Annotated in this window: 18 protein-coding genes; 11 read left to right on the top strand and 7 right to left on the bottom strand. The window is 68.4% G+C overall.

What is annotated here, in order from left to right:
* Positions 1–310, bottom strand: a 310-nt coding sequence (locus G510_RS18660; protein ID WP_029153071.1) for a hypothetical protein, incomplete at its 3' end; no start/stop codon positions are given.
* A 180-nt stretch (positions 311–490) separates the two neighbouring features.
* Here G510_RS18660 and G510_RS19075 point away from each other — a divergent pair.
* Entirely contained in the window at positions 491–1,546 is a 1,056-nt protein-coding gene (locus G510_RS19075) for a helicase associated domain-containing protein (RefSeq protein ID WP_425411290.1), read from the top strand.
* Positions 1,547–1,653: 107 nt separating this feature from the next.
* Here the strand turns inward: G510_RS19075 and G510_RS15835 are convergent, their stop codons facing one another.
* Positions 1,654–2,373, bottom strand: coding sequence for a DUF6518 family protein (locus G510_RS15835; RefSeq protein ID WP_245563250.1), 720 nt, complete (start codon positions 2,371–2,373; stop codon positions 1,654–1,656).
* Between the two features lie 82 nt (positions 2,374–2,455).
* Here G510_RS15835 and dcd point away from each other — a divergent pair, with 82 nt between their 5' ends.
* From dcd to G510_RS0107115, 3 genes are read left to right on the top strand one after another with little or no spacing between them, the layout of a single operon-like run.
* Positions 2,456–3,055, top strand: coding sequence for a dCTP deaminase (gene dcd, locus G510_RS0107125; RefSeq protein WP_029153070.1), 600 nt, complete (start codon positions 2,456–2,458; stop codon positions 3,053–3,055).
* Positions 3,056–3,057: 2 nt separating this feature from the next.
* Positions 3,058–3,369, top strand: coding sequence for a TfoX/Sxy family protein (locus G510_RS17515; protein WP_051216557.1), 312 nt, complete (start codon positions 3,058–3,060; stop codon positions 3,367–3,369).
* A gap of 33 nt (positions 3,370–3,402) precedes the next feature.
* Positions 3,403–4,389 carry a DUF4231 domain-containing protein gene (locus G510_RS0107115; protein WP_029153069.1) on the top strand — a complete coding sequence of 329 codons (987 nt, stop codon included), beginning with the start codon at positions 3,403–3,405 and terminating at the stop codon, positions 4,387–4,389.
* A 126-nt stretch (positions 4,390–4,515) separates the two neighbouring features.
* Here G510_RS0107115 and G510_RS15825 read toward each other — a convergent pair whose 3' ends face one another.
* Both G510_RS15825 and G510_RS17510 read right to left on the bottom strand, forming a co-directional pair.
* Complete coding sequence (locus G510_RS15825; protein ID WP_051216556.1) at positions 4,516–5,382, bottom strand: endonuclease domain-containing protein; 867 nt, start codon at positions 5,380–5,382, stop codon at positions 4,516–4,518.
* A 280-nt stretch (positions 5,383–5,662) separates the two neighbouring features.
* The gene (locus G510_RS17510) at positions 5,663–6,505 is read right to left on the bottom strand and encodes a CPBP family intramembrane glutamic endopeptidase (RefSeq protein ID WP_051216555.1); all 843 of its coding nucleotides are present in this window, start codon (positions 6,503–6,505) and stop codon (positions 5,663–5,665) included.
* A 137-nt stretch (positions 6,506–6,642) separates the two neighbouring features.
* Here G510_RS17510 and G510_RS0107100 point away from each other — a divergent pair, with 137 nt between their 5' ends.
* A complete protein-coding gene (locus G510_RS0107100) occupies positions 6,643–7,434 on the top strand; it encodes a siderophore-interacting protein (RefSeq protein ID WP_029153068.1) in 792 nt (263 codons plus the stop codon).
* A gap of 145 nt (positions 7,435–7,579) precedes the next feature.
* On the opposite strand, the gene G510_RS0107095 is transcribed toward G510_RS0107100, so the two are convergent.
* Entirely contained in the window at positions 7,580–8,950 is a 1,371-nt protein-coding gene (locus G510_RS0107095) for an LLM class flavin-dependent oxidoreductase (protein WP_029153067.1), read from the bottom strand.
* A gap of 78 nt (positions 8,951–9,028) precedes the next feature.
* Between G510_RS0107095 and G510_RS15815 the strand changes: the two genes are divergently transcribed.
* Both G510_RS15815 and G510_RS0107085 read left to right on the top strand, forming a co-directional pair.
* Positions 9,029–9,427: a CidA/LrgA family protein gene (locus G510_RS15815; protein ID WP_051216554.1), complete on the top strand. Its 399-nt coding sequence runs from the start codon at positions 9,029–9,031 to the stop codon at positions 9,425–9,427.
* Positions 9,424–10,095, top strand: a complete 672-nt coding sequence (locus tag G510_RS0107085; protein WP_029153066.1) for an LrgB family protein — start codon at positions 9,424–9,426, stop codon at positions 10,093–10,095. Before G510_RS15815 ends, G510_RS0107085 begins: the two co-directional genes overlap by 4 nt.
* Positions 10,096–10,101: 6 nt before the next feature.
* On the opposite strand, the gene G510_RS0107080 is transcribed toward G510_RS0107085, so the two are convergent.
* Positions 10,102–10,965, bottom strand: a complete 864-nt coding sequence (locus G510_RS0107080; protein WP_029153065.1) for a phosphoribosylaminoimidazolesuccinocarboxamide synthase — start codon at positions 10,963–10,965, stop codon at positions 10,102–10,104.
* A 56-nt stretch (positions 10,966–11,021) separates the two neighbouring features.
* Here G510_RS0107080 and G510_RS0107075 point away from each other — a divergent pair, with 56 nt between their 5' ends.
* On the top strand, positions 11,022–12,200 hold the full coding sequence (locus tag G510_RS0107075) for an MFS transporter (RefSeq protein ID WP_029153064.1): 1,179 nt from the start codon (positions 11,022–11,024) through the stop codon (positions 12,198–12,200).
* 53 nt (positions 12,201–12,253) lie between these two features.
* On the opposite strand, the gene katG is transcribed toward G510_RS0107075, so the two are convergent.
* Positions 12,254–14,470 carry a catalase/peroxidase HPI gene (gene katG / locus G510_RS0107070; protein WP_029153063.1) on the bottom strand — a complete coding sequence of 739 codons (2,217 nt, stop codon included), beginning with the start codon at positions 14,468–14,470 and terminating at the stop codon, positions 12,254–12,256.
* A 117-nt stretch (positions 14,471–14,587) separates the two neighbouring features.
* Here katG and G510_RS0107065 point away from each other — a divergent pair, with 117 nt between their 5' ends.
* From G510_RS0107065 to G510_RS18230, 3 genes are all read left to right on the top strand, one after another.
* Positions 14,588–15,046 carry a hypothetical protein gene (locus G510_RS0107065; RefSeq protein ID WP_029153062.1) on the top strand — a complete coding sequence of 153 codons (459 nt, stop codon included), beginning with the start codon at positions 14,588–14,590 and terminating at the stop codon, positions 15,044–15,046.
* A gap of 144 nt (positions 15,047–15,190) precedes the next feature.
* Positions 15,191–16,768, top strand: coding sequence for a sodium-dependent transporter (locus G510_RS0107060; RefSeq protein ID WP_029153061.1), 1,578 nt, complete (start codon positions 15,191–15,193; stop codon positions 16,766–16,768).
* Entirely contained in the window at positions 16,765–16,905 is a 141-nt protein-coding gene (locus G510_RS18230) for a MetS family NSS transporter small subunit (protein ID WP_157560465.1), read from the top strand. Before G510_RS0107060 ends, G510_RS18230 begins: the two co-directional genes overlap by 4 nt.

Here is a 16,905-nt window from a genome sequence, read left to right as displayed (position 1 = left end):
GTCGGTAGATGACGGCCCAGTTGGCAACGGTTGTAGGTGAGGGCAGGTCAAACTCCTCGGCGAGTGCTCGTCCGGACTCGCCAGCGACGTGACGCCGCACGATCTCGAGTTTCGTCTCGAACGGATACTGCCTACGCTCTCTCGTCACCAGCGCCCCTGCTCCTCGGAGTTGCCATCGCTGGAACAACATTTGGACAGGGTTCGGGGTCAGGTCAAGAGCGAGCGCCACGGACTTCGCGGTGAACCCTTCTTCGAACAACTCGATTACAGATGCGGCCTCTGTCTGCGTCAGCGTGCTTCGCGTGTACATGGGTGGACTCCTTCGGGGGACAGTGCTTGATTGCGGTGTCCAACTTCTGGGGTCCACTCCAATTACGTTCCTGTTCCGGTAATCGGCGGCGTCCAGGGAGGCGGCTCTGCCGCACCGCTCAAGATTCCCAGCGCGCCACCAAATCACTCGTCAGACGCGCCCTGGTCGCGAGAGTGATCGATGTCGCGTCGGCGACCCCATCCGCACCAGCACCATCGCCTGCTGTCGGGGCGTTCGACACTGCATCAAAAATGTGATCCACGGCGCGGTGCACATTCACAATTTCCCGCGGCGTTCAATCCGCGATACGTCACGCTCCGAAGTCTCGATGTGCCCGGCGAACATGCAGCCGCCGCACGTCAGTACGAGACGACAGACAGGACGATGGCAGTGGGACGTGGACATAAACAACGGTCCGGAGGGAACCAGCTCCTCGGCACGGAGCAGTATTGGCGGAAGCAAGCCCGCGAGGTCAGGAATTTTCAGGCGCGGCACGCGAGGTGGCCGAGCGACGATGCGCGCGACCCGACCGAACGGGCTCTCGGAGTATGGCTGGGTGCTCAACAGAGAGCAGCTCGAGGCGGAAGGCTCGCCGCGGATAGGCGGCAGTTTCTCAACGACGAAGCCTCCGGCTGGGCTGACGAGACAGCCGTGCCAGAGTGGGTCGTGTCAGCGCGTGATGCGGTGTCGTCCCACACACGCGAGGAGAGGTGGCGGACGCGCTGTCGTGAGCTAGGAGCGTTCCGCGAGCTACACGCGCGCTGGCCGAATGGACACTCGCGCAAGATCTCCGAGAAGACGCTCGGTCTATGGCTAGGCACGCAGCGGGTGGCATCCGGGAAAGGAAAGCTCTCGTCTGAGCGTCGTGAGTATCTGGACGACGTCGCACCCGGGTGGCTGACCGATGACCGTGACGATCTCTGGCGCGGGAAGGTGCAGGAGCTCGCGGAGTTCGTGACGCGGAGAGCCGGTGGCCGCGTGCGAAAGCGGCGCTCGCTCTGGAATCGACGCTCGGGCGGTGACTGCGGAACTACCAAGCTCAGGCAGCGTCAGGCACTCTGGTGCCGGAACGTCGCGCAATCCTCGATTCGCTTGCGCCGGGGTGGAGTTCGGCTTGACGGGCTGGCGACGGGGGATGCTCGGATGGGAGTGAACACTCCGTGGCGCCGCCGAGGACGAGCATCAGGCGTACCTCACGTCGCCTCGGCCAGCAGCTCCGACAGGCCCGCTCGTTGAGCCGGATGCCGGTTGTGGGGCGTGAGAACTGAAGGGCTCGCGCATGGCTCCACACCCCTCCTCGGCTGGGCCTCGCGGGTCGCGCCGATACATCACGTGCTCTCGCGCTATCCGAGACCCCGATAGGCGATGTTGAACGCAGCGGCGATCGCGAGTGTGCCGCCGAAGAGCACGATCAGCGAGAGCAATCCGCGTACCCTCGTCACGGAAGTGTAGACAACGAGCGCAGCGCTCAGGATGATGATCGCGATCCAGTACACGGGGCTGGTGGTCTCCGCTACCGCGGTGAGCCCGTAAACGCCTTCTCCGACACCGATGCCGGCAAGCAGCGCGGTTCCGGCGGCCGCGCGAATGCCGTTTGCACGGAGCCAGCACGCGGCGACGCCGACGAACGGCCCGACGATCACGCCGATGACGGAGAACATGAGCGGGTCATAGTAGAAGCCGCGCCACGTCGACACGATGGCATATCCCACGGTCAGTGCAACGAAGCTGCCTGCGCCGAGCAGTGCGGCCAGAGGCCAGCGGACCCTGGCGACGACGACAAGCACTGATGTGATCAGGCTCCAGCCGCTCGCTGAGTTGGCGAACGATTGCAGAGCATCCGGCAGGAAACCCTGAGCATACGACGTCACCCCGCCGAGGATCAGGCTTCCGATGATGGTGCAGAACGTCGCGACGAGCGCCGCGGCTCCGGTGCGGCTGTTTTGGCAGCGCCGGATGAGGTTCGCTGAGCGTCGTGGGTCATGGCACCGATCGTAGGGGGAGGGCGTGCTTGGTGTGTTTGTGACACGACTGCGCTTCAACGCCCCATGCCGCACGACCATTGCGCCGGCAGTCCTCTGCGCACGTTCGCTTCCGCTTCGGCGGCGTCGAGGTCGCTGTGCGATCGCAAAGTAGACTCGAGCCGTGCTGCTCTCTGATCGCGATATCAACGCCGAGCTCGACGCCCAACGCATCCGTCTGGATCCGCTCGACCGACTGATGGTGCAACCGTCGAGCGTCGACGTGCGCATGGACCGCTACTTCAGGCTGTTCAGCAACCACAAGTATCCGTTCATCGACCCGGCCGAGGATCAGCCCGATCTCACTCACCTCGTCGAGGTGGCCGCGGACGAGCCGTTCATCCTGCACCCCGGCGAGTTCGTGCTGGCGAGCACGTTCGAGACCGTCACGCTGCCCGACGATGTCGCCGCCCGACTCGAGGGCAAGTCGTCGCTCGGACGTCTCGGCCTGCTGACGCACTCGACGGCCGGATTCATCGATCCCGGGTTCTCCGGTCACGTCACCCTCGAGCTGTCGAACATGGCGACGCTCCCCATCAAGCTGTGGCCCGGCATGAAGATCGGCCAACTCTGCTTCTTCCGGCTCTCGTCGCCCGCCGAGAACGCGTACGGCGCATACGGCAACCGCTACCAGGGGCAGCAGGGGCCGACTGCGAGCCGCTCGCACCTGCGGTTCGTGCGCACCGACGTGTCCGTGACCGATATCGGATCCGCCGGGGAGTAGACATGGCCTACAACCCCGAGATCGCGGATCGCGTGCGCGCGATCATCGAGGCGGCGGGCGATGTCGACGAGAAGCGCATGATGGGATCGCTCGCGTTCATGCTCGGCGGCAAGATGGCGGTCGGCGTCTCGGGCGACGAGGTGTTCTTCCCGATGGGCGGAGGCGAGGCGCTGGACGTCGCGCTGCAGCAGGGCGCGCACCGTCTGCGGCTGCCCAGCGGCCAGGAGGTGCCGTTCGCCGCGCTCACGGACCCCGGCGACGAGATCCTCGCCGACTGGATCGGCGACGCGATCGCCCGCGCTCTCGGAGACTGACACGCGATGAGCCGCGTCTGAGAGGATCCGCCGATGACCCATGGGCTCGCATCGATGCGAGATTTCCGCCGCCACGCGCGTCGCGAGGCGCCGATCATCCGGCGTGCCGAACGCATCTGGCCGATGGTGCTCGGTTGGGGACTGCTCGCCCTGGTCTTCGCGGCGATGGGCGCACTCGTCGTCTGCATCGCGATCGACACAGACGACTCCGGGGCGTTCTGGGCGGGCGTCGCGATCGTGGCGTTTGCGGTCGTGCTTCTCGGATCCATCGTCGCTGTCGCGACCTCGAATGCGCGCCGGTGGCGGATGCGCCGCGCTGCGGCGGAGCTCGCGCTTGCCCATGGCTGGCACTTCGAGCTCGAGGTCGACCCGCGCTTCTTCCGCGGTTCGCTGTTCACCGCCGGTCGTCAGGGCCGCGCCGAGACGGTGATGCACACGCACGACCCCCGAATGATCGAGGTCGGCAACTACACGTTCTCGGCGGACGTCGGACAGTCCTTCAAGGGCGTCGACCAGGTCGGCTACGTGCGCATGGTGCTCGACAACGAACTGCCGCACATGTTCCTGCAGGCGCAAGGTCGCACCAGGCCGCGCCCGTATGCCTTTGCGTTCGACCGCGTGCAACGGATCGATCTGGAGGGAGATTTCACCCGGTACTGGCGTCTGTATGTTCCGCAGGGCAGCGAACAGCACGCGTACTACATCTTCACACCTGACCTCATGCAGACCTTCGTCGACGTGATCCCCGGGTGCGACATTGAGGTTGTCGGCACCGAGTTATACATCTACGCTCCCGGCAGGTTCGATCTCACCCACGCCGACGTTCTCGATGCAGCCGAGGTTGTCGCTGAGACGGTCGGCGAGCACACCAGCCGACGGGCCGCGCGGTTCACCGACCTCATCGGTGGACCGGTGCCGCGCCTGAGCCCGGTCGCGACGTGGATATTGCGGCTTGTTCCTGCGGCGATCGTCGGAATCGGCCTGATCATCGTCGGTCGGCAAGGCGGACTCTTCGGTTGACGCCGGCGAGAGCCCAGTTGTGTCGGAACCGCGCAAGAGCCAGCGCTGGTTCCGCCGGAGACTCTGCACTTCTCGACCCGCTTGCTCGTCACCGCCGCGAAATCTCCGACAGAACCGAAGCGTCGATCACGCGACCTCCGACAGAACCGGGCGACGACCGCCCCGGCGGCTTGCACGCGCGCCGATGATCGCGGCCTCGACGACCGGCCAGTCGTACGTGACGAGCGCGTAGTCGAACCGCAGAGCCGTGTACCCGCGCGCGGCGGCAGCTGCGTCTCGCCGCAGGTCTTTGTGCCGCTTCGACGGGCCGTCATGGTTCTCGCGGCCGTCGATCTCGAGAATGATGCATCCGTCGATCAGGAAGTCGACGAGTCCGACATCGTCGATCCACACCTGAGCCTCGACGCGGATGCCCAAGAGGTGCAGGCGCAGCCGCACGAGCGACTCGAGACCGCTGTCGGATTCGCCGTGCGCGAAGTCGACGAGCCACCTCTTCCGCGCCGGGATGCGCGAGCGCACCGCCTGACGGTCCTCCGCGCCGAGCATGCCCTTGTTCCACGCCGATTCGAACGCGGCGAAGAACGCCTCGTCGCCGCGGCACGACAGGATCTGTGCGAGCGCCATATGCAGCGGTACGGCTCCCACACCTCCGGATCCCGAGCTCCAGTGCGCGACGCATCTGCACCCGTCGTGGGGCCGCGCCCTGCCGCGCGATCCGAGCCAGACGTGCACATCGTCGTGGCCGTCGAGCACCCAGATTCCCCGCAGATACAGCAATGACGCGCACGTCAGCGCACCGCCGTGCAGGGCGGCCTCCACAACCGGCTCGGGCGTCTCGGGCACGACGTAGATGCCCTTCCTCGGCCGCAGGACGGTTTCTGCGCGTCGCGCACTGAGCAGATTCTCCTCCGTCGCGCCGCTGTTCAACAGGGTCGAGGTGCGTGCGCACCCGCCGGCGTGCCGGATGGCGGCGGCGATGTCGTCTGGGGTCATGAACCCACACTGCGCTCGAGCGGGCAGCCGTGCGTGGTGCGAGTGCCGTCAATGGGGATGGATCGGCGAAGATCCCGATTGTGAGCGCGTTGACCCCGCGCCGACCGGCAGACGCACAGGGCCTCCGCCGCCCAGAACCCGCATTCTTCGACGGCGCTCACCGGGGCAGCTCGCTGCAGCACCCGGTTCTGTCGGGCCCACGGCCCGAGTGTCTCCGGTTCTGTCGGAGATTCCCTCCGTATTCGGTGCTGTCCCGGCGCTGCGGAGCGGATGTCCGACGCTACCCAACCCAGGCGGGGGACGTCTCCGACAGAATCGGGATACGTCGCGTCACGACCGCGAGCACCACGGCCCATACGCCCCAGCTCACGCCGAAGAACGCCCAGTACGCGCCGTCGTCGAGCGACGTCAGCGGCGTGATGAGGTTGCTGTACGCGAACTGCCCCATCGTGTTCATCACTGCGTGCGCGAACACCGCCGGCCACACGGATCCGCTGAACCACCGCACGAGCGAGATCGCGACAGCGGCGAACAGCAGATTCACGGTGGTGCTCACGACGTCTCGGAACGGCATCGTCCCGTCGAGCGCATAAGTGAGCGTCAGCGGAAGGTGCCACGCGGCCCAGAATCCGCCGATCACAAGGGTCGACCGCCAGAAGCCGAGCGGTGCGAGGAGCGAGGTGAGGTATCCGCGCCACCCGATCTCCTCGCCGAACGCGAACACCATCCATACGATCGACAGCGGCAGCACCAGCAGGGCAGCGGCCGCCGCGCCCTCCACTGGCGCGAACTCGACGAGCCCGAGCGCCGTGCCGATCGCGATCGTCGCGATCGGCACGGCGACGAAGACCGCGAGCGCGACTCCGGCTGCGCCGACCGTGCGAGCGACCGGTCGCACTCCGATCGCGCTCCATCGCCAGAACCTCATGCCCGGTCGCATCGCGAGGTGCACGACGAGCACCACGGCGAACGGCAGCCACTGCAGCGCGGGCGTCACGACCGAGAGGATCTCGCTATCGAGATCGGTCACCCAGAACGGCAGGCAGACGGCGACGACCGATGCAACGAGTGCGGCACCCGAGACGGCGAGGAAGCGTGGTGCCCACGGCAGGAGAGCGTTCATGTCGCCAGGTTAGGGAGGCGTCCCGCGCGATATCCACCCTTCGCCGGAATGCGGGGGTCAACTCGAGGGCTATCCCCACCGCCGGCGTGGGGACCGTACGATGTGAGGTAAGCCTCACCTATGTTCAAGGGAATGTCATGCCCAACATCACCATCACCCACGCAGACTCCGGCCTCGTGGCAGCGGAGGTCGTGCGCACCGCTCGCGTCACGCCGAACATGATCCGGATCACGCTCGGCGGCGACGACCTGCGCCGGTTCGAGTACCGGGGCTTCGACCAGTGGTTCCGCCTCGCGCTGCCGGTCAGCAGCCCGGACGATCTCGCGCGCATGCCGCAGAAGTTCGGCGTCGGCGGCTACCTCTCGTACCTGAGGATCCCGAAGGGCCATCGCCCGATCGTGCGCAACTACACCGTGCGGTCGTTCGACGAGGAGTCGCGCGAGCTCGACATCGACTTCGTCTCGCACGGCACCGAGGGCGTGGCCGGGCCGTGGGCGGCGTCGGCCGAGCCGGGCGATCGCGTCGCGCTCATCGACCAGGGCTGCGGGTGGCTCGGGCGCGCCTCCGACTGGAACCTCATCGTCGCCGACGAGAGCGCGCTCCCCGCGGCACTCGGGGTGCTGCGGGACATGCCGCGCGACGCCACCGGCCACGCGATCATCGAGCTCTTCGACCGACGCGACGAGCAGCCCGTCGATGCACCCGACGGCGTCACGGTGCACTGGGTGGTGCGCGAGGGAGACCCCGGATCCGCCGCCCTGCCGCTGCTCCGAGAGCTCGAGTTCCCGGCAGGCGAGCCCTATGCTTTTGCCGTCGGCGAGCAGTCGCTCGCGGCCGGCGCACGCCGCCATCTCGTGAAGGAGCGCGGCCTCGCGAAGGACCGCGTCACCTTCTCCGGTTACTGGCGCAAGGGTCGCGCCGCCGGGTGACGCCCGGTTCTGTCGGAGCTGCACTGGAACGTGATCCGGTTCTGTCGGAGAAAAGTGTCAGCACGCGCCGCGAGACCACGGATCCCGCCAGAACTCCGACAGCACCGCCGATGCCCGGGCGCCGTCTCCGACAGAACCGGCCGGATCAGGCGTTGTAGCGGTACTGCGCGGCCCGGTGCGTGTCCTTCACCCGGTCGCCGGCGCCCTGAAGCTTGTTGCGCAGCGTGCCGGGCGCGTATTCGGTCGGGTAAGCCTCGCGTGCGCGCAGCACGGGGATCACGTGCTCGATGACGTCCTCCCATGTCTCGTGCGCCACTGCATAGGCGAGGTTGAATCCGTCGATGTCGGTCTCTTCCTGCCAGCGCTGCAGCTCATCAGCGATCTGCTCGCCGGATCCGACGATGGTCGGGCCGAGCCCGCCGATCGCGTTCTTTCGGGCGAGATCGCCGACGGTCCATTCACGCCCCAGGTCGGCCTCCTCCTGGAGGTGCTGCAGCGTCGACTGGATGGCGTTCGATTCGACGTTTCCGAGCGGCTCGTCCCAGCTGTAGGTCGACAGGTCGACGCCCATCCAGCCCGACGTGAACGTGAGCGCGCCCTCGGTCGAAGCGTACTGGTCGTACTCGGCCTTCTTGGCGAGCGCGTCCTCCTCGGTCGCCCCCGTCACGATGGTGACGAGCGTGTAGATCTTCGCGTCGTAGCGGCCGCGCCCGGCGGCCTCGAGCCCATCGCGGACGCGCTTCACGGTGTTCGCGAGCACCTCTGTCGAGGGGGCAGCGACGAAGATCGCCTCGGCGTTCCCCGCGGCGAACGCGACCCCGCGCGGCGAGGCGCCGGCCTGGTAGATGACGGGAGTGCGCTGCGGCGACGGTTCTGAGATGTGGATGCCGGGGACATCGAACCACTTGCCGTGGTGCCCGATCTCGTGCACCTTCGACGGATCGGTGAAGACGCCCGTCTCGCGGTCTTCGATCACGGCGTCGTCCTCCCACGACCCCTCCCACAGCTTGTAGAGCACCTCGAGGTACTCGTCGGCGTGGTCGTAGCGCTCGTCGTGCGCCATCTGATCCTCGGCGCCCATGTTGCGGGCCGCGCTCGGCAGGTAGCCGGTCACGACGTTCCACCCGATGCGGCCGTTCGTCAGGTGATCGAGCGTCGTGAGCCGGCGCGCGAACGGGTACGGGTGCTCGAACGCCGTGCCCGCCGTGATGCCGAACCCGAGGTTCTCGGTCACGGCCGCCATCGCCGAGGCGAGCAGGATCGGGTCGTTCACGGGAACCTGCGCGCCGTTGCGAAGCGCGGCCTCGTTCGTGCCGCCGTACACGTCGTACGTGCCGAGAACGTCGGCGATGAACAGGCCGTCGAACGTGCCCGATTCGAGCAGCTTCGCCAAGTCGGTCCAATACTTGATCGTGTTGTACTCGCGCGACCGGTCGCGCGGATGCCGCCACATGCCCGAGGCTTGATGGGCGACGCAGTTCATATCGAAGGCGTTGAAACGGATCTGGCGAGTCATGGGACGAGCCAACCCCGCGGATCGCCGGCGCGCAAACCGGGCGTCATCCAGCGTCACGGCGCCTGGCAGAATGCACGTGTGGACGAAACGACGCAGCCGGCACGGGGTGCACCGATCGCGCGCTGGCTGCTCGGGCTCGGCCTGCTCGTCGCGTTCGCCGCGGGCGGCAATCTCGTGCAGCACCTCCTGGACCTGCCGATCCCCGGATCCACGATCGGCATGATCGCGCTGCTCATCCTGCTGGCAACGCCGGTGCGCGAGCCGCTGATCCGGCTGGTCTCGCCCGCGGCCGACTCGCTCATCGCGGTGCTGCCGCTGCTGCTCGTGCCGCTCGCGGTCGGCATCGTCGGATCCTTCGGCCCGCTCGCCGAGCACGCCCTCGCGCTCGCGGCGGCGCTCGTGATCGGCTGGCTCGTCACGTTCCTGACGGCGGCGTTCGTCGCCGATCTGCTGATGCGACGGATGAGGCGCCCGTGATCTGGGCGCTCGCCGTAACGCTGCTCGTGTGGTCGGGCGCCGTCTGGCTGTCGCGGTTCGGCCGCGGCGTGCTGAACCCCGTGCTCGTCAGCACGATCGTGATCGTCGCGGTGCTTCTCGTCGGACGCATTCCGCTCGAGGCGTACGCCGAGGGGACCGTGCCGCTGACGGCGCTTCTCGGCCCGGCGATCGTGGCGCTCGCCTTCCCGATCTGGCGGCACGGCAAGGAGCTCGGCCGCCTCCTGCCAGCGCTCGTCATCGCCGCCGTCGTCGCCACGATCGTCGGCGCCGCGGTGACCGTTCTGGTCGCCTGGCTGCTCGGCGTGCCGCACGACATCCTGCTCGCGATCGCTCCGAAGCACGCGACGTCGGCCGTATCGGCGGCGGTCGCCGACGCGCTCGGCGCCGATGTCTCGCTCGCCGCGGTGTTCTCGATCCTCACGGGGATCCTCGGCGCCGTCGCCGGGCCCCCGCTGCTGCGTCTGGTGCGGGTGAAGGATCCGGTGTCGCAGGGGTTCGCGATCGGCCTGTCGGCGCACGCGATCGGCACCGCCCGCGCCATGGAGCTCGGCCGCACGACCGGCGCGTCCTCGGCGCTCGGTCTCGCGCTCGCCGCGCTGTTCGTGCCCGTGGCGCTGCTGGCCGCGTCGCTGTTCGGCTGGATCTGATCCGGGCTATTCGCCCGTGAGCCGCCCCAGCAGCTCCTCGTACCGGGCGACCGTGCGATCGATGATGTCCGCCGGAAGCGCGGGCGGCGTGCCCTGCTTGTCCCAGTTCGCGGCGAGCCAGTCGCGCACGATCTGCTTGTCGAAGCTCGCCATGCGCTCGGCGGTCGTGGATCCGTTCTCCCACGCCGCGCGATCCCAGTAGCGCGACGAGTCGCTCGTGAGCACCTCGTCGGCGAGGCGCAGCACACCCTCGTCGTCGGTGCCGAACTCGAACTTCGTGTCGGCGAGGATCAGGCCCTTGGCCTCCGCGATGCGCGCGGCACGGGCGTAGATCGCGAGCGACTGATCGCGCAGTTCCGCCGCGCGATCTTCGCCCACGAGCTCGACCGACTTCTCGTACGAGATGTTCTCGTCGTGCTCGCCGAGCGGCGCCTTGTACGCCGGCGTGTAGATCGGCTCGGGCAGGCGGTCGCCGTCCTGCAGCCCCTCGGGCAGGGCGATGCCGCACACCGTGCCCGACTGCTGATATTCGAGCCAACCGGATCCCGTGATGTAGCCGCGCACGACGCACTCGATCGGCAGCATGTCGAGCGAGCGCACGAGCATCGCGCGGCCTGAGACCTCGGCGGGCGCGTCGCCCGCGAGGTGGTTCGGCACGTCGGAAAGCTGCTCGAACCACCACATGCTGAGCGACGTCAGCAGGGCGCCCTTCCCGGGGATCCCCGGCTCGAGCACGTGATCGAACGCGCTCACGCGGTCGGACGCGACGACGAGCATGCGCGGATCCTCGTCGGCTGTGGGGGAGTACAGATCCCGCACCTTCCCGGAGTAGACGTGCTTCCAGCCGGCGATCTCGGGTGCAGTGCTCATGCCTCCATTATGTCCGGTGTGATTCGGGCTCCCCGGACGGGGCACAATGGATCTCGATGTCCACCGCACCCGCCGCCGACCGCTGGCGGGGCGTGCAGACGGGCGCGATGCTCATCGGCGTCGCGGTGATGGCGGCCATCTACGCGCCGCAGCCGCTGCTCGCCGAAATCGCGGGTCACTTCGGCCGCACCGCATTCGAGGCGAACCTCGTGGTGTCGATGACGACGCTCGGCATCGCGCTCGGTGTGTTCCCCGCCTCGTTCATCGCGACCCGCGTCGGCCGCGGCCGCGTGCTGGCCGTCTCTCTCGCCGGTGGGGCCGCGCTCACCGTCGTCACGGCGCTGGGCGACGGATGGGCGCTGCTGGTCGCATCCCGCGTCGCGGTCGGCCTCGTCATGAGCGGCGTGCTCGTTTCGGCGATCGTGTGGGCGGGCGGCGCCGTCGCCGGGCATCGGCGCGCGCGGGTCGCAACCGCCTACGTCTCCGGCACGACGGCCGGAGGCATGCTCGGACGCCTCCTCGCCGGTTTCGTGACCGAGTTCACCGACTGGCGCGCCGGGATCCTCGCCGTCGACGTCGCGGTGATCGCCGGCGGTGCGATCGGCGTCGCGCTCGTCGGGATGCGCGCGCGTCAGAAGAGCGCCGCGCCGACGGCGAAGCCCGCGGATCCGTCGCCGTACGCCGCGCGCCGGATCGTGCGCGTGAGCCTGTTCGCCGTCGGATTCTTCGCGATGTGCGCGTTCATCGGCGTCTTCAACGCGACCGCGTTCCGAATGCTCGAGCCGCCGTTCTCGTACGGCGTCGCCGTCACGTCCATGCTGTTCCTGGCATATATCTCCGGCACCTTCACGTCGATGCGGGCGGGGGTGATCCTCGAGCGGCTGGGGGCGCGCCGCGCGATCCTCGTCGGCTCAGCGCTCATGATCGCGGGCCAGCTGCTCACGCTGCCGGACAGCATCGTCGCGATCGTGGCCGGACTCCTGCTGCTGGCCGCTGGGTTCTTCCTCGCGCATGCCGTCGCGAGCGCGGTCGTGCCGGCGGTGTCGCCGAAGCCGGTCGTCGGATCCGCCTGGTACACGCTGACGTACTACGCGGGTTCCTCGGTCAGCGCCCTCGCTCTCGGGTGGGGCTGGGACGAGGGCCGGTGGCCGCTGGTGATCGCCATGGCCGCGGCGTTCGGTGTGCTGACGGCGGCGGTCGCCTTCGGCATCCCCGCCCGCCTCGGCCGCCGCTGACAGCGCGCAAAAGGGGCCGTCCCGCACAAAGCGGAACGGCCCCAGATGATGGATCAGACCAGGTCGAACCGGTCGTTGTCCATGACCTGCGCCCAGGCCGCGACGAAGTCGCGCACGAACTTCTCGCCGGCGTCGGCCGAGGCGTAGACCTCGGAGATCGCCCGCAGCTCGCTGTTCGAGCCGAACACCAGGTCGACGCGGCTGCCGACGAGGCCCGAGCCAGACGTGTAGGTCTGCTGGTCGTCGGACGGGGTCCACTCGGTGCCGTTGACGAGCAGGTTCACGAAGAAGTCGTTCGTGAGCACGCCCGGCTGGTCGGTGAACACGCCGGTGCTCGAGCCGTCCCAGTTGTTGCCGAGCACGCGCAGGCCGCCGACGAGCGCCGTCATCTGCGGCGCGCTGACGCCGAGGTGGTTGGCGCGGTCGATCAGCAGGTGCTCGCTCGGCAGGTCGAACAGGCGGCTGTCGTAGTTGCGGAAGCCATCCGAGACCGGCTCGAGCCAGTTGAACTGGTGAACGTCGGTCTGCTCCTGCGTCGCGTCGACGCGGCCCGGCGTGAACGGCACCGCGATGTCGACGCCCGCGGCCGAGGCCGCCTGCTCGACACCGACGCCGCCGGCGAGCACCACGACATCCGCGAACGAGAGGCCCGATTCCTCGGCGACCTTCTCGAGCTGCGCGATGACGGGCTTCAGCTCTGCCGGACGGTTCACCGACCAGCTCACCTGCGGCTCGAGGCGGATCCGGCCGCCGTTCGCGCCGCCGCGCTTGTCGGACGAGCGGAACGTCGCCGCCGCCTTCCACGCGGTCGAGACGAGCTGCTGCACGGTCAGGCCAGAGGTCGCGATGAGCTCCTTCGCCGAGGCGATCGCCCCGGCGTCGGTTGCCGCGGTCTGCTCGGGCAGCGGATCCTGCCAGTCGAGGTCCTCCTCCGGCACCTCGGGCCCGAGGTAGCGCGACTTCGGTCCCATGTCGCGGTGCGTGAGCTTGAACCAGGCGCGTCCGAATGCCTCGGCGAACGCGTTCTGGTCGAGGCGGAAGCGGTTCGAGATCTCGTTGTAGATCGGGTCCACGCGGAGGGCGATATCGCTCGTGAGCATGCGCGGCTCGCGACGCTCGGATCCCTGCGCCATGGGCACCATGTCGGCGCCGCCGCCGTCCTTCGGGCGCCACTGCTTCGCGCCCGCGGGCGACTCGAACAGCTCCCACTCGTACGCGTAGAGGATGTGGAAGAACTCGTTGTCCCAGCGGGCCGGGTGGTAGGTCCAGGTGACCTCGAGGCCGCTGCCGACGGTGTCGTTGCCGCCGCGGCCGTCGCCGTAGCCCTGCTTCCAGCCGAGCCCCTGCTCCTCGAGGGGCGACCCTTCCGGATCCGCGCCCTGCTTGTCATCGGGGTGCGCGCCGTGCGTCTTGCCGAACGTGTGACCGCCCGCGATCAGCGCGACGGTCTCCTCGTCGTCCATGCCCATGCGCATGAACGTCTCGCGGATGTCGATTGCCGAGGCGAGCGGATCCGGGTTGCCGTCGGGCCCCTCCGGGTTGACGTAGATGAGGCCCATCTGCGTCGCGGCGAGCGGTGCGTCGAGCTCGCGCTTGCCCTTGTAGCGCTCGGCGTCGAGCCAGACCTTCTCGGGGCCCCAGTACACGTCGTCGTCGGCCTCCCAGACGTCGGCGCGGCCGGCGCCGTAGCCGAAGGTCTCGAAGCCCATCGTCTCCATCGCGACGTTGCCGGCGAGGATGATCAGGTCGGCCCACGAGATCGACTGGCCGTACTTCTGCTTGACGGGCCACAGCACGCGGCGCGCGCGGTCGAGCAGCACGTTGTCGGGCCACGAGTTCAGCGGAGCGAAGCGCTGCATGCCCGCGCCGCCGCCGCCGCGACCGTCGTGCGAACGGTAGGTGCCGGCCGAGTGCCACGCCATGCGCACCATGAAGGGGCCGTAGTGGCCGAAGTCGGCCGGCCACCAGTCCTGCGAGACCGTGAGCGCCTCGGCCAGGTCGGCCTTCAGCGCGGCGAAGTCGAGGCGTCCGAACGCATCCTTGTAGTCGAAGTCGCCGCCGAGCGGGTTCGAGACCGGGGTGTTCTTCGCGAGGATCTTGAGGTTCAGGCGGTTCGGCCACCACTCTGCGTTCGCACTGCCCTGGGTGGGGTGCACGCGGGGCGGGCCCGGGTCTGAAACGTTGCCGTCGTGCGTGAAATCTCCCGCAACGGTGGGGCTGTCACTGCTCGATCCGTACCCGAGCGGGCACGCGCCGTTGTTATCGCTCATCTTCGCCTTCCAGAAGGGACGTGTGTGTGAAGAAGTGAATGATTCAATTCTAGCGTAACCGCGTCCCGCACTCGACCCTGCGTGTCGAGCACCGCACGGATCCGTAAGGTGAGCACCATGGACGACCTCGACGCGCTGCTCGCCGACGCGCGCGCTCGCCTCGACGGCGTCGCGAAGGTGCGCATCGGCGTGGTGCGCGAACCGCGACGGATCCGCCGCGCATTCGGCGCGCGCCCCGTCATCGCGCCGGTCGCCGACGCGTGGCACCTGGGCGTGCTGCTCGTGGGGGAGGCGGATCTGTGGGCGACGGGATCCGTTCTGCGCGCGGCCGAGGAGGTGCGCCGCGGGTACACGGCGGAGTCGCAGCGCGAGCGCGCCGCGATCCGCGGCATGGCCTTCCGCGGCGGCTTCGCGGAGGGCGAAACGTTCCACTACGACGCGCGAGCGGTCGACGACGAACACCCCGGTCCGCTCGTGCGGCAGGGCGATCGGATCCTGGTGCGCTGGTCGCCCGCGGGCTTCCTCGCCCCGCTCGAGGCGTATCTCGACGAGCGGATCCAGCTGGCGCGCGACTGAGCACATTGCTCATTCCTGTCGGCGCGACGCGCTCGGGACCGCGCGGTTCTTCCATTGCGGGCGGTTCCTGACTTATGTTCTGGGGGAGCACTCTCGCGCCGCGATACCGCGGCGCGTTCTCGTCGAAGGAGCCGAAGGAGCAGCATGGTGCGATCGTCACAGCCGAGGACAGACGCGATCCCCGAGCGCGAGCAATGGACCGGCCAGCTCGGTTTCATCATGGCGGCGGTGGGATCCGCCGTCGGCCTCGGCAACATCTGGCGCTTTCCGGGTGTCGCGTACGAGTCGGGCGGCGGAGCGTTCCTGATCCCGTATCTGGTGGCGCTTCTGACGGCCGGAATTCCCATCCTTTTCCTCGACTACGCGATCGGCCACCGATTCCGCGGATCACCGCCGCTCGCGCTGCGTCGCCTCGGCGGCCGCTTCGGCGAGGGAATCGGATGGTTCCAGGTCGTGATCGCCGCGCTCATCGCGGTGTACTACACGGGCGTTCTCGCCTGGGCCGCCAGCTACTTCGTCTTCTCGTTCGGTGAGCAGTGGGGCGACGATACGGCGGCGTTCTTCACGGGCGAGTACCTGAAGGTCGCGGACGGCGCAGCGGATCCGGTGACGTTCGACTTCGTGCCGGCCGTGCTGATTCCGCTCGTGCTCATGTGGATCATCACGCTCGTGATCCTCGGCGCCGGCGTCGTCAAGGGCGTGCAGCGCGCGAACGTCATCATCATCCCGCTGCTGGTCGTCGCTTTCGTGGCGCTCGTCATCCGCGCGCTGTTCCTTCCGGGCGCGCTCGACGGGCTCGACGCGTTCTTCACCCCGGACTTCGCGGCGCTCGCCGATCCGAACGTCTGGATCGCGGCGTACAGCCAGATCTTCTTCTCGCTCTCGATCGCGTTCGGCATCATGATCACCTACGCCTCGTACCGCCGGCGCCGCTCGAACATGACCGGTGCGGGGCTCGTGGTCGCGTTCGGCAACTCCTCCTTCGAGATCCTCGCCGGCATCGGCGTGTTCTCGACGATCGGCTTCCTCGCCCATCAGCAGGGCATCGGCGTTGACGACGTCGAAGGGCTGAGCGGGCCGATCCTCGCATTCGTGACGTTCCCCGCGATCGTCAGCGAGATGCCGGGCGGCGGTTTCATGGGGGCGCTGTTCTTCGGCACGCTCACTCTCGCCGGCCTCACCTCGCTCATTTCGATCCTCGAGGTGGTCATCGCGTCGATCCGCGACAAATTCGGTATCACGCGCGGCCAGGCCGTCGGCGGGGTGGGCGTGCTCGCGGTCATCTCGATCGTGCTGCTCGGCACGACGTCGGGCCTGACCGCGCTCGACACGATCGATCAGTGGACGAACAACATCGGCATCGTCGCGTCGGCGATCATCATGACGATCGTGGTGATCTGGGTGAAGCGCCGCGGCGGCGAGCTGTCGAGGCACCTGAGCGCCGTGTCGACGTTCAAGGTCGGCGGTCTGTGGGTGGTCTTCACGGGCGTCGTCGCCCCGGTCGTGCTGATCTGGATGCTCGCGGCCAAGATCATCGACCTCGTGACGAACGGCTACGAGGGGTATGCGACCTGGTACCTCGGCGTCGCGGGCTGGGGCAGCGTCGTGCTCGCGGTCGTCGCCGCGATCGTTCTGCCGATCGTCGCCTGGCGCCGCGACCCGCACAGCTTCGAGGCGTGGCCGACCAATGAGCAGCTCAGCGTGAAGGGAGGCGCCCGATGAGCGCCATCGCCATCTTGTTCCTGATCATCGCGGCGGTCATCGTGTGGGGCGGGCTCGCCGCGAGCATCGCGTTCCTCGTCGCGCGGCCGGAGACGAGCGCCTACCCGGAGGGCGGTGCGGGCGACGACGTCGGATGA

It is taken from the genome of Microbacterium gubbeenense DSM 15944 (assembly GCF_000422745.1).
Lineage (GTDB): Bacteria > Actinomycetota > Actinomycetes > Actinomycetales > Microbacteriaceae > Microbacterium > Microbacterium gubbeenense.
This window is presented reverse-complemented; position numbering and strand designations above follow the sequence as displayed.

Coding starts and splice junctions, on each gene's coding strand:
- G510_RS19075 (WP_425411290.1), top strand. CDS start 491: ATGTCGCGTCGGCGACCCCATCCGCACCAGCACCATCGCCTGCTGTCG.
- G510_RS15835 (WP_245563250.1), bottom strand. CDS start 2,373: ATGGTCGTGCGGCATGGGGCGTTGAAGCGCAGTCGTGTCACAAACACA.
- G510_RS17515 (WP_051216557.1), top strand. CDS start 3,058: ATGGCCTACAACCCCGAGATCGCGGATCGCGTGCGCGCGATCATCGAG.
- G510_RS0107115 (WP_029153069.1), top strand. CDS start 3,403: ATGACCCATGGGCTCGCATCGATGCGAGATTTCCGCCGCCACGCGCGT.
- G510_RS15825 (WP_051216556.1), bottom strand. CDS start 5,382: ATGACCCCAGACGACATCGCCGCCGCCATCCGGCACGCCGGCGGGTGC.
- G510_RS17510 (WP_051216555.1), bottom strand. CDS start 6,505: ATGAACGCTCTCCTGCCGTGGGCACCACGCTTCCTCGCCGTCTCGGGT.
- G510_RS0107100 (WP_029153068.1), top strand. CDS start 6,643: ATGCCCAACATCACCATCACCCACGCAGACTCCGGCCTCGTGGCAGCG.
- G510_RS0107095 (WP_029153067.1), bottom strand. CDS start 8,950: ATGACTCGCCAGATCCGTTTCAACGCCTTCGATATGAACTGCGTCGCC.
- G510_RS0107080 (WP_029153065.1), bottom strand. CDS start 10,965: ATGAGCACTGCACCCGAGATCGCCGGCTGGAAGCACGTCTACTCCGGG.
- G510_RS0107075 (WP_029153064.1), top strand. CDS start 11,022: ATGTCCACCGCACCCGCCGCCGACCGCTGGCGGGGCGTGCAGACGGGC.
- katG (WP_029153063.1), bottom strand. CDS start 14,470: ATGAGCGATAACAACGGCGCGTGCCCGCTCGGGTACGGATCGAGCAGT.
- G510_RS0107065 (WP_029153062.1), top strand. CDS start 14,588: ATGGACGACCTCGACGCGCTGCTCGCCGACGCGCGCGCTCGCCTCGAC.
- G510_RS0107060 (WP_029153061.1), top strand. CDS start 15,191: ATGGTGCGATCGTCACAGCCGAGGACAGACGCGATCCCCGAGCGCGAG.
- G510_RS18230 (WP_157560465.1), top strand. CDS start 16,765: ATGAGCGCCATCGCCATCTTGTTCCTGATCATCGCGGCGGTCATCGTG.